The 14627-nt window shown below is 68.8% G+C and carries 19 protein-coding genes and 2 pseudogenes; 10 read left to right on the plus strand and 11 right to left on the minus strand.

The features are described 5' to 3' along the window. Positions 1-56: 56 nt before the first annotated feature. Positions 57-326, minus strand: a pseudogene (locus OOK40_RS00145) (DUF302 domain-containing protein); the annotation flags it as partial. A 152-nt stretch (positions 327-478) separates the two neighbouring features. Here OOK40_RS00145 and OOK40_RS00150 point away from each other — a divergent pair. The 6 genes from OOK40_RS00150 (at position 479) to OOK40_RS00175 (ending at position 4733) form a co-directional block, all read left to right on the plus strand. After that, positions 479-1846, plus strand: a complete 1368-nt coding sequence (locus tag OOK40_RS00150) for a rhodanese-like domain-containing protein (RefSeq protein WP_266475512.1) — start codon at positions 479-481, stop codon at positions 1844-1846. 48 nt (positions 1847-1894) lie between these two features. Beyond that, positions 1895-2254, plus strand: coding sequence for a rhodanese-like domain-containing protein (locus tag OOK40_RS00155; RefSeq protein WP_266475514.1), 360 nt, complete (start codon positions 1895-1897; stop codon positions 2252-2254). After that, positions 2251-2997, plus strand: a complete 747-nt coding sequence (locus OOK40_RS00160) for a sulfite exporter TauE/SafE family protein (protein ID WP_266475516.1) — start codon at positions 2251-2253, stop codon at positions 2995-2997. Before OOK40_RS00155 ends, OOK40_RS00160 begins: the two co-directional genes overlap by 4 nt. A 108-nt stretch (positions 2998-3105) precedes the next feature. Then, positions 3106-3678 (plus strand): rhodanese-like domain-containing protein, encoded by a 573-nt coding sequence (locus tag OOK40_RS00165; protein ID WP_266475518.1) that lies wholly within the window; start codon positions 3106-3108, stop codon positions 3676-3678. A 63-nt stretch (positions 3679-3741) separates the two neighbouring features. Further along, complete coding sequence (locus OOK40_RS00170; protein ID WP_266475519.1) at positions 3742-4008, plus strand: metal-sensitive transcriptional regulator; 267 nt, start codon at positions 3742-3744, stop codon at positions 4006-4008. A 593-nt stretch (positions 4009-4601) separates the two neighbouring features. Then, a complete protein-coding gene (locus OOK40_RS00175; protein WP_266475521.1) occupies positions 4602-4733 on the plus strand; it encodes a hypothetical protein in 132 nt (43 codons plus the stop codon). 86 nt (positions 4734-4819) lie between these two features. On the opposite strand, the gene OOK40_RS00180 is transcribed toward OOK40_RS00175, so the two are convergent. From OOK40_RS00180 to OOK40_RS00195, 4 genes are all read right to left on the minus strand, one after another. Next, positions 4820-6301: a hypothetical protein gene (locus OOK40_RS00180; RefSeq protein WP_266475523.1), complete on the minus strand. Its 1482-nt coding sequence runs from the start codon at positions 6299-6301 to the stop codon at positions 4820-4822. Further along, complete coding sequence (locus OOK40_RS00185; protein WP_266475524.1) at positions 6294-7232, minus strand: hypothetical protein; 939 nt, start codon at positions 7230-7232, stop codon at positions 6294-6296. Before OOK40_RS00185 ends, OOK40_RS00180 begins: the two co-directional genes overlap by 8 nt. A gap of 202 nt (positions 7233-7434) precedes the next feature. Further along, the gene (locus tag OOK40_RS00190) at positions 7435-8118 is read right to left on the minus strand and encodes a hypothetical protein (RefSeq protein ID WP_266475526.1); all 684 of its coding nucleotides are present in this window, start codon (positions 8116-8118) and stop codon (positions 7435-7437) included. Positions 8119-8382: 264 nt separating this feature from the next. Then, on the minus strand, positions 8383-8949 hold the full coding sequence (locus OOK40_RS00195) for a hypothetical protein (RefSeq protein WP_266475528.1): 567 nt from the start codon (positions 8947-8949) through the stop codon (positions 8383-8385). A 527-nt stretch (positions 8950-9476) separates the two neighbouring features. On the opposite strand from OOK40_RS00195, the gene OOK40_RS00200 reads away from it, so the two are divergent. Next, positions 9477-9800 carry a helix-turn-helix transcriptional regulator gene (locus OOK40_RS00200; RefSeq protein WP_266475529.1) on the plus strand — a complete coding sequence of 108 codons (324 nt, stop codon included), beginning with the start codon at positions 9477-9479 and terminating at the stop codon, positions 9798-9800. Between the two features lie 68 nt (positions 9801-9868). Next, positions 9869-10297 carry a hypothetical protein gene (locus tag OOK40_RS00205; RefSeq protein ID WP_266475530.1) on the plus strand — a complete coding sequence of 143 codons (429 nt, stop codon included), beginning with the start codon at positions 9869-9871 and terminating at the stop codon, positions 10295-10297. 474 nt (positions 10298-10771) lie between these two features. Here OOK40_RS00205 and OOK40_RS00210 read toward each other — a convergent pair whose 3' ends face one another. The 3 genes from OOK40_RS00210 to OOK40_RS00215 form a co-directional block, all read right to left on the minus strand. Further along, the gene (locus OOK40_RS00210; RefSeq protein WP_266475531.1) at positions 10772-11464 is read right to left on the minus strand and encodes a DUF4142 domain-containing protein; all 693 of its coding nucleotides are present in this window, start codon (positions 11462-11464) and stop codon (positions 10772-10774) included. A 227-nt stretch (positions 11465-11691) separates the two neighbouring features. Then, positions 11692-11985 carry a CBS domain-containing protein gene (locus tag OOK40_RS35395; protein WP_353961853.1) on the minus strand — a complete coding sequence of 98 codons (294 nt, stop codon included), beginning with the start codon at positions 11983-11985 and terminating at the stop codon, positions 11692-11694. Continuing rightward, a complete protein-coding gene (locus OOK40_RS00215) occupies positions 11940-12182 on the minus strand; it encodes a chloride channel protein (RefSeq protein WP_266475533.1) in 243 nt (80 codons plus the stop codon). Before OOK40_RS00215 ends, OOK40_RS35395 begins: the two co-directional genes overlap by 46 nt. A 5-nt stretch (positions 12183-12187) precedes the next feature. On the opposite strand from OOK40_RS00215, the pseudogene OOK40_RS00220 reads away from it, so the two are divergent. Together OOK40_RS00220 and OOK40_RS00225 are read left to right on the plus strand one after the other, a co-directional pair. Beyond that, a pseudogene (locus OOK40_RS00220) lies at positions 12188-12544 on the plus strand (SpoIIE family protein phosphatase); the annotation flags it as partial. A 67-nt stretch (positions 12545-12611) separates the two neighbouring features. Continuing rightward, entirely contained in the window at positions 12612-13145 is a 534-nt protein-coding gene (locus OOK40_RS00225; RefSeq protein WP_266475534.1) for a MarR family winged helix-turn-helix transcriptional regulator, read from the plus strand. Between the two features lie 159 nt (positions 13146-13304). Here the strand turns inward: OOK40_RS00225 and OOK40_RS00230 are convergent, their stop codons facing one another. From OOK40_RS00230 to OOK40_RS00240, 3 genes are all read right to left on the minus strand, one after another. After that, positions 13305-13604, minus strand: a complete 300-nt coding sequence (locus tag OOK40_RS00230; protein ID WP_266475535.1) for a hypothetical protein — start codon at positions 13602-13604, stop codon at positions 13305-13307. Between the two features lie 136 nt (positions 13605-13740). Beyond that, positions 13741-14226 carry a CBS domain-containing protein gene (locus OOK40_RS00235; protein WP_266475536.1) on the minus strand — a complete coding sequence of 162 codons (486 nt, stop codon included), beginning with the start codon at positions 14224-14226 and terminating at the stop codon, positions 13741-13743. Between the two features lie 109 nt (positions 14227-14335). Further along, complete coding sequence (locus tag OOK40_RS00240; RefSeq protein WP_266475537.1) at positions 14336-14626, minus strand: hypothetical protein; 291 nt, start codon at positions 14624-14626, stop codon at positions 14336-14338. Position 14627 lies beyond the last annotated feature (1 nt).

Genomic DNA, 14627 nt, shown 5'->3' on the forward strand with positions numbered 1-14627 from the left:
CGTTCTGTCCCAGCGGTTCGGCGTGGCGGGCGCCAGCGCCCCCGCAGTGGATCGGCGACGGCGGTGTGCTCGCCGTCGGTGCGGACCACGACGTTGCAGGCCAGGAGGAGGCCGATGGTGCGGTCGGCGTCCAGGGCCGGGCGAGCGGTGGGTTGCAGGGCCGAGGTTCAGGTAGTCCTCTATGTCGTGGCCGAGCTTGGCCGTCACGGTGGAGGTGAGATCGATCTCGGTGAGGATGCCGAAGCCCGTGCGGCGAGGGCCTCGCGGATGGCGGCGACGGTGGTGGCGAAGTCGGCATCGAGGTGGACGGTCCGGTCGTAGCGCATGGGGTCATCCTTTCCGGGGTGCGTGGGCGGGCGGCGGGTAGCCGCCCTTTGTGAGCGGGTTCTCTTCCTCGTCAAAAATACCCCCGGGGGTACCCGTGCTAGGCTCGAAAATATACCCCCGGGGGTAAATGTCAGCTGAAGGGAGCAACCGCGTGTTCTTCATCGACACCATCGAGACCGAGGGCCTCGGAAACCGCAGCTACCTGGCGGGCGGCGCGCACACCGCGGTGGTGGTGGACCCGCCCCGCGACGTCGAACGGGTTCTGGAGGCGGCCGCCGCGCGGGGGGTGCGGATATCTCACGTGGTGGAGACCCATATCCACAACGACTACGTCACTGGCGGCCTGGACCTGGCCCGCATTACCGGCGCCGCCTACCTCGTGCCCGCCGCCGCCCGGGTCGGCTTCGCCCGCACACCCGTCGCCGACGGTGACACGGTGAGCGTGGACGGGGGGATCACCCTGCGGGCGATGGCCACGCCCGGACACACCCCGCACCACACCTCCTACGTCCTGCAAGAGCAGGGGACGGTGGCCGCGGTGTTCACCGGCGGGTCGCTGCTGATCGGCTCGGTCGGCCGCCCCGACCTGGTCGAGCCGCGGCTGACCGACCAGCTGGCCCGCGCCCAGCACGCCTCCGCCCGCCGGCTCGCCGCCGAGCTCCCCGACGAGACGCCGGTGCTGCCCACCCACGGGTTCGGGAGCTTCTGCTCCTCCTCTCAGTCCGAGGGCGACGCCACCACCATCGGCAAGGAGAAGACGACCAACGACGCCCTGGTCAAGGACGTTGACTCCTTCGTCGCCGCCCTGCTGGCCGGCCTGGAGGACGTGCCCGCCTACTACGCCCACATGGGCCCGGCCAACTCCGACGGCCCCGCGCCGGTGGACCTGACCGCACCCCCGCTGGCCGACGCCGCCGACATCGCCGAACGCCTGGCCGCCGGGGAGTGGGTGGTGGACCTGCGCAACCGGATCGCGTTTGCCGAGGGCCACGTCGCGGGATCGTTCAACTTCGAGGCGGAGGGGAAGATCGCCACCTACCTCGCCTGGATGATCCCCTGGGGCAAGCCCGTCACCCTCCTCGCCCAGTCGCCCGCCCAGCTCGCCGCTGCCCAGCGCGAACTGGTCCGCGTCGGCATCGACCGCCCAGCCGCCGCCGCCACTGGCACCGTCCGCGACTGGATACCCGACGGCCACACCCCGCGCTCCTTCCCCCGCGCCACCTTCGCCGACCTCGCCGCCCAGGACCCCAGCCCTGACGTGGTCCTCGATGTGCGCCGGAACTCCGAACGCGCCACGGGCTGGATCGAAGGCTCCGTGCACATCCCGATCCAACATCTCCACCGCCGCTTGGCCGACGTACCGGCCGGGACGGTGTGGGTGCACTGCGCGGGCGGGATGCGCGCGGGCATCGCCGCCTCCCTGCTGGACGCTGCAGACCGCGACGTCGTCGCCGTCGACGACTCCTTCGACGCCGCAACCGACGCCGGCCTGCCCCTCACCACCTGCACCGGCAGCTGAACTGCTGCCCCCTTGCCCTCTGCCACCCGAGAATTGGAAGGAACGCGGATGTTCCTCTTCCGCCGCGGCATCGCCCGCGTCACCCCCGACCAGGCCCGTCGGCGCACCACCGACGGCGACGCCGTCCTCCTCGACGTCCGCGAGCAGGTCGAGTGGAACGCCGGCCACGCCCCCGGCGCCGTCCACGTCCCGCTCTCCCGGCTGGTCACCGGCTCCGGCCTGCCCGCCACGGCCGAGGGCCGGCCGCTGGTGGTGATCTGCCGCTCCGGGCACCGCTCCCAGCAGGCCGCCAAACTCCTGGCCGGGCGCGGAGCCGAGGCCGTCGACGTCAAGGGCGGTATGCACGCCTGGGCGTCGTCCGGGCTGCCGGTCGTCGACGAACGAGGAAGCAGCGGCCGGATAGCGTGAGTGTCCTCCTCCTCGCCCTCATCGCCGGAGCCGTCATCGGCCTGGCCCTCGGGGCGCTCGGCGGCGGCGGCAGCGTCCTGGCCGTTCCCGCCCTGATCTACCTCCTCGGCTTCACCCCGGCCGCCGCCGCCACCGCCTCGCTGATCATCGTCACCGCCACCTCCGCGACCGCCCTCTACACCCACGCCACCTCCGGCAACGTCCGCTGGAAGACCGGCGCCCTGTTCGCGGCCGCCGGGGTGGTGCCCGCAATCGTCGCGGCCACCCTCGCCGCCCGCCTGCCCGAGGCGGTGCTGACCGCCGCGTTCGCCGCGATAGCGGCCCTCGCCGCCCTCAGGATGCTCAAGCCCCCCGACCCCGACCAGCAGCCCAGGCCCGTCAGACCGGCGCGGGCCGCCGGTGCGGGCGCCGGACTAGGCGCCGTCACCGGCTTCCTCGGCGTTGGCGGCGGCTTCCTCGCCGTCCCCGCCCTCGTCTCCGTCCTCGGACTGCGTATGCGCGCCGCGGTCGGCACCAGCCTCCTGGTTATCACCGTCAACTCCCTCGCCGCGCTCGCCGCCCGCGCCGGCACCAGCACGCCCCTGCACTGGGCGGTCATCGCCCCCTTCACCGGCGCCGCGATCCTCGGAGCCTGGGACGGCAAACGCCTCGCCTCCAAAGTCTCCGGCCCCGCCCTCCAGCGGATCTTCGCGATCATGCTCCTGGCCGTCGCCGCCCTCATGTTCACCGACGCCCTCCACTGACCTTCCCGCCCGTACGGCGCTCCGCCGCCACTCTCCCGCCAATACCCCCCGGGTAACTTGGTTGTCCATAACCGGGCACCGCCGACAACAAGGACGGAACACCGCCTCATGACCACCCCCCGCGCCCTCGACACCGACCAGGCCCGCACCCGCCTGCACGAACTGATCGTCCTGGACGTCCGCACCCCCGGCGAGTACGCCACCGGCCACCTCCCCGGCGCCCTCAACATCCCCCTCGACCACCTCGACCGGGCCCTCCCCGACATCCGCCACGCAGCCCAGCGCGGAGACATCCTCGTCGTCTGCGCCTCCGGCGCCCGCTCCGAGAACGCCTGCAAAACCCTTGCCGACAACGGCATCACCACCGCCACCCTCACCGGCGGCACCGGAGCCTGGGCAGCGGACGGCAATGCCCTCCACCACCCCGACGGCGCCCGGCGTACCGCGTGGAGCATGGAACGCCAGGTCCGCCTCACCGCCGGCGCCGTCGTCCTGGCCGGCCTCGCCCTCGGCCGTCTGCGCCCCGCCTTCCGCCTCGCCTCAGCGGGCACCGCCGGCGGCCTGGTCTTCTCCGCCCTCACCAACACCTGCGGCATGGCCGCCCTCCTCGCCAAACTTCCCCACAACCGCCCCCACCAGGGCGACCTCGCAGCCGCGCTCGCCGCCCTCCGCGACCACTGACCCCACCCGCCGGGATACCCCCTGGGGTACCATGGGGTGAGAACACAAGGCCAGGAGGCACCGGTGAAAGTCGACGACGACTCAGTCAACGCAGTCCTCAACCGCCTGCGCCGCGCCCAAGGCCAACTCGCCGGCGTCATCGCCATGATCGAAGCCGGCCGCGACTGCAAAGACGTCGTCACCCAGCTCGCCGCCGTATCCAAAGCCCTGGACCGCGCCGGCTTCAAAATCGTCGCCAGCGGCATGCGCCAGTGCATGACCAACGCCGATCAGAACCAGGCCCCCATGACCGAGGAAGAACTCGAAAAACTCTTCCTCGCCCTCGCCTGACGCACCACCCCGAACGACCCGGCCGTCACCGCGAGCCGGGCCGTCCGCGTACCTGCACTGGCCATGGCACTGCGGCGCATCCCCCATGAGCCCTCCCCGACGTGAGACCCACCAGCCAGACTCGATACCGTGTCGCACGGTGACCAGGAAAACGAAGACGCAGGCGGAAGACAGTGATGACCGTGGATTGTCGGGGTGGGCGTTCACTGCACTCATGCTGGGCGCCTTCGTAGTCGTAGCGGCATGCGCACTGCTGGGTGGCTGGGCCGGGCTGACCGGCATCGTGGTCACTGCGGTCGTCCTCATCGGCTTCGCCGCCTCCCGCATGTAGCGCGCACAAGCGCCAACTGGAACCGAGGTTCCGGCAAGTCGCCGCTCGCAAAAGTCCTCTCGGAACCGACATGTTGTGCGACGGGGTTCTGTGAGACTTCAGCCATGGATTTGACGCCCGATCAGGTTGCACTGGCGGTAGAACGTCACAACTGCCCGGACTGTGACGCGGCAGCGCCTGCCGCACCTGGGCGGGAAGACCGCCGCGAAGTACCAGGGGCTCCTCACAGGGGCTGAGGGCAAACGGCGTGCGGCCTGCCGCCGTGGCCGGCGAGCTCGGCCTGACCGTGGACGAGATGAACAAGATGCTCTTCGGCCTGACCATCACCATGGTCGAGGGCGGCGGCGAGCAGACCGAGCGCGAACCACGGCGCGCGCTGTCCCTGGTGAACTGACGACGCCCGTCCTGCAGCCTTTCAGGCTCGATGAACACGACGGCTGGGCCCTTACAGGCCGCAGCCGTCGTGTGGACATGGGCGGATCAGGGGCAGGCCAGCCCAGACACAGTCTGGGCGATGCTCCGCCCTTCCAGGTGGATCTGGTGGCTCGTCGCGTTCTGAGCGAGGGAGAAGCCGAGGACGAACACCTTCTGCCGTTCCATCCCATAGGCGACCATGCGGCGGTTCCAGAGACTCTGGTCGAACTGGGCGTGTACGGACTCGGAGTCCGCGCGGTAGGGGTAGACGAGCTGGTGTGCGAGTGTGGACTGGGGGATCTGCTGGAGTAGTTCGGCGCGATGGAATCCGCGCTCACGGTCGCTCTTGAGGCGTTTGCCACTGTCGGCTTGACGCAAAGCGCGATCCGCAGGGGTGGTGGTGATGCCGACGGGGACGCGGTGTGTGTGGTCCCCGTGACGGCAGGCGATGCGCAGGACGTGGTACCAGCGGCTCTTGGCGATACCGAGGCGGGGCTTCAGCTTGGTGATCGGGACTGGCGCAAGGGTGCGGGTGCCGTCGTCGAGGGAGATGCTTTCGGCGATGCGTCCTTCGTTGCACCAGAGCTCGTGGCCGCTCCGGCAGGGCTTGATGTGTTCGTAGAACACGGGAGTCACCGAGCCGTGCTGCTTGTTGATGGCCAGCATTCCCCGGCGAGCCAGGCCGTCGCGGTGGATACCGCGCAAGGCGCCGTCGTAGACGATGCCCATACAGTCCGGCAGGACATCCTTGAGCATGGTGAACTGGCGTACGGCCACCGCTGCTTCGTCCTCGTACTCGCCGCCGGAGACGTAGGCGAAGGAGAGGATGACGCGGGTCCAGTAGCCATCGGACCGGCCCGAAGCGAAGAACCACTTGGTGCCTCGGACCTCCCGTTTGGCCTTCTCGCCGTTCTCGTAGTAGACGCGGGCGGCGGGGTCCACGCGGTGATTGCGGAGCACGCCCGTGCTCTCGTCGACGCTTTCACTCTTCCTTGCTTTCGAGATCGCCCGCGGGACCGTGGCGTCGCCCACGAGGAGCTGTCGGCGCTCCGGGCGGCTCCAGACCTTGGGAACGCCGGACGGGAAGAGCCCCTGTTCCAGTGCCTGCCTGGCGGCGTAGCTGCGGAATGCTTCTTCGAGTGCGTCGCTGCTCGGTACCAGAAGCTTGTCCACGGCGTCCTGGAACTGGTGGCGTGACGGTGCGTTCAGGGGAAGTGCGGCGGCGGTTCTGCGGCCCAGATGGCGTCGGATGTGCGCACGCACGCTGCGCCATTCCCGCGGTGACGCCAGCAGGCCGACGGCCGACCGTTTCGATTTCGTCACCGGGGTCAAGGCAGCGAGGAACATGTACACGATCGCTGGGTACTCGCGTGGACAGCCGACGGTGGCCGGCGGCGGGAGGAGCTCGGCCATCTCGTACAGCAGGGGGTAGTCGAGGCAGTCCTGAACGCGCTGGGCGACGGTGCGCTGGTGGTGGTCGGCGAGCTGGCGCTTGCGGTTGGGCCGGCCCTGCTCGGGCAGTGGGTCACCGAAGATGTCGTCAGGCACGGGGCGGTACTCCGTCGGTGTAGGCGGGATCGCAGCGCCAGTCGTAGCCGATGATGGCGGCAGCGCGGTCGAGGGAGCGAAGGCCGAGACTCCGGGCCACCTCCTCGATGCGGCCGGTCGCCTCGAAAGCGGCGATGGCGGCGGTGACGGTGATGGAGGCGGGCTTGACGTCGTGCTCATCGCCGAGCCCTGCGCGGCGCAGGAGGTCCCCGAGGGCGACGCAGGCGCGGGCTTGAAGGGCTGCGTCGGACGTGGGACGGCTCGAGACTGCGAGGCGCGCCGTTGAGGGCTCGGGGTGCTGGGCGCTGACGTACCGGGCGCGTTCGGCCAGAACGTGCCGCCCCCAGGCATCGAGTCGGCACCACCGTGGCTCGTACTTGCCGGAGCCGTGTATCCACACCCTGCTGTAGGCCATGTCCAGGTCCGCGACGACGGTGTGGCCGATCTCGCCGCTGTGCCCGCCTGCGAGGGCCAGCGCGGCGGCTGCGGCATGCCGGGTGGGGCGGGTGGTGAAGGAGGCGTGGTGGCGAAGGTCCACGACCTCGTCCTCGGTCAGGGCGCGGACGCCCTCATGGGTACGAGCGGGGAGAACGATGTCCCTGGTCGGGTCCTGGTCGCTCAGACCGAGCTCACGCAAGGTGCGGAAGGCAGCCCGTACGACGCTGCGCCGCAGCAGCCGCGTGGCGACGGCGGCATCGGAGACGTGACCGTGGCGGCTGTGGCCCTTGGCGTTGACGAAGTCCTCGACCAGCCCGGGCCGGACGTCGCTGATCAACAGCGCGCCTCGCACGGTGGCGTACCGGCCGAGTCGCCTGAACAGCAGGCCGAACTTGTCGAAGGTCTGGACGGACATTTCGTCATGAGCGGCCATGTCCTGCCAGACCTGGAGTACACGGTCGATGCCGTGCGTGAGGGAGAGGTCGGTTCCCACGATGAGCGTCCTCCGATGGGCGGTACCGGGCAGACCGGTTGCTCCGCCCCGATCCGGCGCAGGGTGAGGCGAACGATCTGCTGTGTTCCATACATGCAACACATTGGGCATGGTTGATCTCCGCGGCAACATGGAGTGTGCGAATGGGTGAGCGGGGCGCGGCGAAGCCTGTCCAGGCTGCCGTCGACGGGGCGTAGCCCGCTTACTGGGTGCGCGGCGGGCTGTCGGGAGGGCTGTTGGCAGGCTCAGGCGTCGAGGCCAGAGCGGCGATGATCGTCCGGTAGCCGTCCATGACCGCGAGGAAGCGCTCGCGCGGAAGCGCCGTGATTGCCTCGCTGGAGCCCAGGAACGGGGGAGCCGGGGCGCGGGCTGCCTCGCTCGCCAGTTCCATCTGCCCGTCTTCGCCCTTGCGGATGACCAGGGCGTACTCCAGCCAGTGCACGAGATGAAGCCCACGCTCGATCCGCTTGCTCAATCCACGGGCCAAGTGCTGGGCCAGCACGGCGGCTTCCTGCGGACCGTGCTCGAGCAGCCGGTTGGCGGCCGTGGTGAACCATGTCGACGACCACAGCTCGCCGAGGTGGAGCCGGGCCCGGGCGGAGTCCGCAGACCGCAGCTCCGCCAGCCGTTGGCCGGCGAGGGTGAGAGCGAACTTCTGGCAACCGGGCTCAAGGAGCCCGTTCTGCCTCAGAAAGCCGTGCGCTCCGGCGACGGTCTTCTCGCTGATTCCCATGGCCGCGCTCACTGCGCCGACAGGGGCGCCGTCCCGTTCCTTGTGCTGCAGGCGTGCGGTGACGTCCAGCAGTTCAAGCTGTCGGCGGGGCTCCATCGCCTCGGTCGGCAGGATCCTGGCACGGGTCGACCCGTTGGACGTCCTGCCGCTCATCGGTCCGCCCGCAGGAGAGTGCGGGAAGGGTCGTGAGCGAGAGGTTGAAGCCACGCAGATTGGTGCATTCTTGCACAGAAAGTCATGATGGGCCCTCAGTTTGATCAAGGATGTCGTGGCGTTATTCGCCGAGGACCCAATGCGCGATGGACGTATGCCCTAGCCTGGGGGCGATGCGTGGGCCCTCAGCTGACGTGTCATCGGCGCCGCCAGGGTCTAGTCCCCCTGGCGGCGCCTCTTCGTCTGCGTGATGAAGTGCGGCCGCTACGTATGCGCCTCCAATGGCACCAGTCGATAGGTCGCGCGGCCGAGGAGTGCAACCTGTCCGCGGTCGCACAACGTTCTGATCGTCGAGCGGACCGAATTCGGCGGTGTTTGAGGGCGGCCGCGCTGGACGTGAGCTCGGATTGAGGAGAGCTGGGTCGCCTGTCCGTCGGACAGGGCTTCAAGAACGAGTGCCCTCACCGTGGGTGCAGCTGGGCCGGCGTCATGTGTCGAGCGGCCCGGGCTGCTGGCCCGCGGTTTGGGCTGGTCCGGCTGTTCGGCTTCAGCCCCGCCGGCGGTGTCGCGGTCAGGCTGAGTGAGAAGTTGCTCAGCATCGGCGATGATCTCGCGCACCACCGCGAGCCGCTCCGAGGCCACTGTGTGCTCCTGTTCCGCGGCCGCGAGCTCCCGCTCGGCCTCGATGAGGCGCTGGCGCAGTTCGTTCACGTAATACGCAGCCTTGGTACACGCCTCGTCGGCGGAGACCCACTTGTCTCGCTCGGCGGCCTCGATCTGGCGCAGATGGGCGACAAAGGAGCCCTCTGCATTGCTTGCCCTCGTGTGCACGCTCCGCCTCCCCCCTGAGTGATCCACGCACAAGCTAGCGATCCGAAGCTCGCACCGCAGGGGAATGGCGACACTCGAAGCACTTCTTCTCGCCCGCACCTGGCGACACGTCAAATCAAAATGGTCAAACCCCAGTTGAAGGCCCTGGGTTGCGTTCCTGCGGGGTGCATCAGTCGAAGGCTACTTCGCCCCAGAGCGGGCTAGGCAGAGCATGCGGCCAATGCGGGCATCAGAGAAGCTGGCTCGCCTCCGGTGACCTCATCCGAGGATGCCCAGTGCCTGCCGGATCCAGCTGCGCCCGACCGGCACCCCGGTCGGCCCTCCTGGCGGTCGCGTTGGTTCCCCGGGTGCTGTGTCGGGCCTCGCCCCCATCCATGACATCCGACGGGGCGCGATGGCCGCAAAACACCCGGGCAGTCGGCTCTGAAGCTCTATGCTGTTCCGTACTTGCAACACTCGATTGGAATCCCTGATGGGATTCCCTACGGGGAAGGGTCGGGCCCATGGGTGCGTGGGATGATCTCGGCGTGCCCCGGAGCAGCAATGACAAGCAGCCGCGCGACTACGTCGCAGACGGCACTTGGCCCCATGCTGTCCTGGCTCCTGGTGCGCCGGTCAGCGCCTACTACGGCCAGTCCCTCTCCAGGAACCTGGAGCGAGCCATGGCGTCCACCGGGCATACGTTGCGTAGCCTTGCCGAGGCGACAGGCCTTACCCACTCGACGGTCAGCCGGGTTCTCAACGGCAAGGTCATGCCGGACCTGGGCACGCTGGCCCGCCTCGAGGCGGCTTTCGGCTTTCAGCTCTGGCCCGGGCCGGCGGCTCTGCCGCCGAGTCCGCCAAAGCCCTGAGTCGCTGCTTCGTCCGCCGTTCAGCCCGCCCGGCGTGCATCCTGAGCGCTGTGCCGCATTCTTTTTCTATGGGCATGTATGCACCGAAGGGCCAGCGTGAGGTCCACCTGCTGCGCTTCGACGGTCGCCAGAGGATCGGCCTCGTTCGGCACGCTCGGGACTCCTTGAGTCTCCCGACGGCCGCCTGCGCACCACAGGAGTCCTACCGCGAAGCGGTGTGCCGCCTCGTGGACGGGGCGGCAGCACTTCGCTTCGGTGGGGTTGTGGCACGGCTGGATGTCTATCCCCACGGAGCAGCCGCGCATCGCAAGGTGCGCCTGTTCACGGCGCACGCTGAGCGTTCCTGCTCCGCATCGTGGCTGTGGATGCCATGGCGTCAGGCCGTCCTGAGGCTGCCCTCGCTCGGCACTTCGGAGCTTGCGGAATTTGTGGAGGGCTACCTCGAAGGCTGGATCCCGGACGGATGGATCACACTTACTGCAGATCTTCGGCGCTGACGTCCTTGCTACCGCCTGACCGTTGAGGCGGTAGCAAGGAGGCTTCGGTACAGCAGGAACATCCTCGGCGCGAGGGAATGATCTTCCTCTGCGCAAGGAATGTCCGGTGGAGGAACCTGCCCCACCGGCGAGGGGGCTTGTCCCGGGGATGCGGCATCGGATGGCTCTGCGGAAAGCGAGCGCCTGCTTGCCGACCAGAATTCCCGGCGCACCTGTCGGCATGTTAAGCGCCATCGGCTCTGGCCGCCTCCGGGCGGGCCGTCGCTCGCCCATCTTCCCTGACGTTGCTGGTCAGGATGACAGGGAAGGGAGGGCCCGGGCCGATGAACGGCGTGCGTTGTTGAGCTGAGTCACCGTGCCAGTGCCGAGCTCCCGGGCAGAGGTCGTCCATCAGCCGGGCCCCATCATGAATCATTGCACAGTGCAAACGTGAGTCCACGTGTTCGTACGCCCCCAGCCCGGTCGCCGTTGTGCCTACCGTGGTTTGACGGCGGCCTCGACCTCCTGGAAGGTCTTGGTTTCGACAAGCCCTGTGTCTTCCAGGACTTCGAGGTGGTCCAGGACGGTCTGGTTGGCCTGGCGTGCGTGACGGCGGATGAGGTCGTTCTGGGTGGCGGCCCTGACTTCGCCGATGGTGGCGAAGATCTTTCCGTGCGAGGCGCGCAGCAGGTTGGCGAAGAGGCGGTCGAATTCGTCGCCGTGGGCGTTGTCCAACTGGGTGACCCAGCCTTGCTGTTCTGGTGTGGCCTGGTTCGGGAGCGCGACTCCGAGGATCTGGGCGTCCTCGCGTACCAGTTGGTCGAGCTTGCTGTGGCCGTCGATCAGGTGCAGTCCTGCTCGCCTCACGGCATCGCTGGAGGCGTGCGTCTGTGCGAGCCGGCCGGCGGGTATCTCCCACAGCCCGGCCTGCCGCACCTTGATGAGGAAGGTCTTGTCCACCTCCGTCACCGGCTGCGGGCCCGCCTGGGACTGGCCGAGGGCGCCGGAGGTGGTGGTGTGGCCGCTGCCGTGCTGAGCGACACCGGCTGTCGTCGGGTCAGCCGATGCTTCGCCGCTGATGCCCCGTATCGCGATCAGGACGGTGGCGACGGCGGCACAGGCAGCAGCGATGATCGCGATCGTCCGCATCGAAGTCTTGGGCGGTGTTGCGCGTCGGTTCGGACACATGATGCCTCCCGGTTCGGCATTGAGGACTGTTCCTTCATGTCGTCGGGAGCTCGTTGTGGCGGCTGGCACGGCACGCAGGAGTAGGTACGCAGGCGAGCACGGAGATGTTCAACGGGCTTTGAAATGGGCGCTCGTCCGGCTCGGCACCGCTGTGATGCGTCTCCTTGATGTGCCCAAAGCGAGTCAGGGCAATCCGATTCCGCACCCTGGCAGGCAACCTGTCCCGATCAGTCATGACAGCACCCTTGCGAGCCGGTACAGCTAGCCAGCGGACTCGAATTCGCTTGGGCCAGGTCGCCTGCCGCGACCGGTGCCGTGTCCGTGGTGCTGTCGAGGCGTGTAAGGGCCTCGGCCGCCGCGCGGATGGTCAGCATGCCGAGGCAGCGCCCGTGAGCGTCCAGCACGGGCAGTGCGCCGTGCGGGGAGAGTCTCAACAGCCGTGCGGCTTCGATGACTTCGGTGGAGGCGGGCAGTGTCAGCACCGGCGGTGTCGTGGCGGATTCGCCACTCCAGATGCGCACCGCCGTGACCGCGTCGTGAAGTCGACACCTTGCCGACGCAGTTTGAGGGTATAGATCGTGTCCCGTGACAGCAGCCGGGCGGTGAGCAGGGCGAGGGCGATGCCCGCAGCCAGCGGCGGCACGATCGAGAACTGGCTGGTGAGTTCGAACAGGAGCGCCGCGGCCGTGAGGGGGGTGCCGGAGGTGGCGGCGAACACGGTGGGACAGGGAGCTGCAGGGCGAGAAGTTCGTCACCGCTGTGCCGGCCGAGGTGAGCGGCGACCGAAGCGTCACCCTGCTCAACTACGGCCACCCCGCGACTGTGGTCGTACGCCCCGACGGCACGGTCCACTTCGCCGCACCACCCCGCAATGCCCTGCCGCTCGGCCTCGGCATCCGCGGCACAGACGCACCGCGGCCGTACGAGACGGATTTCACCCCCGGCGAGCGAGCCGTCCTGCTCAAGGACCCAGACCCCGAGACAGCTCTTCAGACGCTGCGCCGCGACCTCGTCCAGCACGTCGAAGGACCCCTCCACGATGATGCGGCCATGCTCCTGCTCAGATACCACAGGTGGTGACGGACGGTTCTGGTCGGGACATCGGGGTGGAGGCCGAGGTATGGCCGGAGCACGGTAGAAAGGGGGCATGGCCGAGAAAGCGCAGCCTTCACAGGGCATGGATGACGTCGACGCGGTGACCCGTGCGGTGCTGACGGCGTCCCGGCTGCTGGTCGCCGTCTCCGCGCGCTCCCTGGCTGCAGTCGAGGACCGGGTGACGCTGCCCCAGTTCCGGCTGCTGGTGGTGCTGTCCACCCATGGTCCGGCCAAGCTCGTGGTGCTCGCCGAGCGCCTCGGCGTCAAGCCGTCGACCGCGATGCGCATGGTCGACCGGCTTATCTCGGCTGGCCTGACAGACCGGCAGACTAACCCCGACAACCGCCGTGAAACCGTGTTGCAGTTGACGATCGAGGGCCGCAGGCTCGTCGAGGACGTCACCGCCAGGCGCCGACAGGAGATCGCGTCGATCGTGGAGCGTCTCGCCCCGGAACAGCGCTCCGCGCTGATCGGTGCGCTGACCGCGTTCACCGAGGCCGGCGGAGAACCGGCCGTACCGGCTGCGGAGGACGGTGGCTTGTATCCGTTGGGCTGGACGGACATGGCTGCGCCGCAGGGCAGTTGAGCCATATTGCGGGCTCGTGTCAGATGCGGGCCCCCGTTCGCTTGCAGTCACGCCGAAGACGCCCCGACCACAGGGCGGCGACGCGGAAGATCACGACGCAGGTCAGCTCGCCGAACCGTCCGGATCGCCGTAGAGGTGGTGCGCCGCAATGAGGCGGGGTCACGGCGCCAATTCCCTGGCACCGATGTCCGCACTGGCCGGGCGCCGATGCGCCCGGATCTCGCCGTACGCGACCAACAGCGTCGCCATATTCAATGGGAAGGCGACGGTTGATGCGATCACCGTGATTCCGGCGGCCCGGGTGAGGCTGGCGGCCAGCGCCGCGCACAGCAGCGCGGCGGGCAGCAACCGGCGCCGCGTGGGCAGGTCCCGTATGCGCCACACGCGTACGCACAGGATCACATTGAGCGTCAGGAAAGCCACGGCCCAGGCGGCAAGCACGACCAGGGACAAGGGCATCGGCGGATCTCCAGAGCAGAAGGAATTTCATGCCGACCAGACTTCCCGGCTCACCTGCCGTGATCCTAGGGCGCGCCTGTGCCCGGCGACAGCGGCGCCCCCGCCTGGAACAGATCCATGGGGAAGCTCCGGCCGGTCACGGCCGAGTCGTGCCGCCGTAGCCGCCCGACGCTGCGAGGAGCTCATGCAGAAGATGGGCGGCTGTGATCACCCCAAGCAGATGGGTGCCGTCCTTGGCCTTCTCGGCCACGGCCACCAGCGGGCTGCGGACCCGTGCCATGAGCGCCGCCACTTCCAGCGCGGTGTCGTCGGGATCCGCGATGGGCGGCGGGGACGGGGTGCTGGGGAGGCAGTCGCCGACACTGCGTCCGACCAGGTACTGGCACAGGCGGTCGGCGTGCTTCTCGTCGACGACCGCGGCCAGAGTCGGGTCCTCGATCACGTACTCGGGCACCAGAACTTTGACCATCTGGGAGGCGGGCAGAATCGCCTTGGGCTCGCCGTGCTCATCCAGCACCAAGAGCCCGGGAAGTTTGTGCTCGGCCATGAGCCGGGCCGCCTCCAGCGCGTCGCTGCCGACGCTCACCGATTCGTACTCGACTGCCAGGTCTCGTGCGCGCACGGCCGGCTCCTCGTCTGCTCGTCATGTCCCTGTTCCCAGCGTCGGTCATCACTGGGGCTCCCGGCGATGACCTTGACGCGACACATACAGTCCGCGATTCGGTCCCCGTTCATTCCCGCCCCTTGCTGGCTTGGTCCATGAGCCGGTCGACGATGAACGCGGTCAGGATCCCACTCAGCAGCGCCCATATGGCATGGCCGGGATCGGTTCCGCCGAATGCGAGCGCCGCACCCAAGGCGGCCGCAGATGCGGTACCCGCCATCACCGCCGTTCTGTTCGTCAGGAACCGCCACTGCTCTCGAGCGGTGCCCGGCCGGCGCAGTTCGCCCAGCGCGGTGCGGATGACGAGTGCGGCCGCGACAATGCTGCATCCGAGTGCGGCCTGGGTCCATGTGGTCATC

This window comes from Streptomyces sp. NBC_01481, assembly GCF_026339995.1.
Classification (GTDB): Bacteria; Actinomycetota; Actinomycetes; order Streptomycetales; family Streptomycetaceae; genus Streptomyces.

What these genes read in the sequence shown, in the direction of transcription:
- OOK40_RS00210 (WP_266475531.1), bottom strand. Translation starts at nt 11,464, where the DNA reads ATGTGTCCGAACCGACGCGCAACACCGCCCAAGACTTCGATGCGGACG.
- OOK40_RS00240 (WP_266475537.1), bottom strand. Translation starts at nt 14,626, where the DNA reads ATGACCACATGGACCCAGGCCGCACTCGGATGCAGCATTGTCGCGGCC.
- OOK40_RS00205 (WP_266475530.1), top strand. Translation starts at nt 9,869, where the DNA reads ATGGGCATGTATGCACCGAAGGGCCAGCGTGAGGTCCACCTGCTGCGC.
- OOK40_RS00230 (WP_266475535.1), bottom strand. Translation starts at nt 13,604, where the DNA reads ATGCCCTTGTCCCTGGTCGTGCTTGCCGCCTGGGCCGTGGCTTTCCTG.
- OOK40_RS00155 (WP_266475514.1), top strand. Translation starts at nt 1,895, where the DNA reads ATGTTCCTCTTCCGCCGCGGCATCGCCCGCGTCACCCCCGACCAGGCC.
- OOK40_RS00165 (WP_266475518.1), top strand. Translation starts at nt 3,106, where the DNA reads ATGACCACCCCCCGCGCCCTCGACACCGACCAGGCCCGCACCCGCCTG.
- OOK40_RS00225 (WP_266475534.1), top strand. Translation starts at nt 12,612, where the DNA reads ATGGCCGAGAAAGCGCAGCCTTCACAGGGCATGGATGACGTCGACGCG.
- OOK40_RS00190 (WP_266475526.1), bottom strand. Translation starts at nt 8,118, where the DNA reads ATGAGCGGCAGGACGTCCAACGGGTCGACCCGTGCCAGGATCCTGCCG.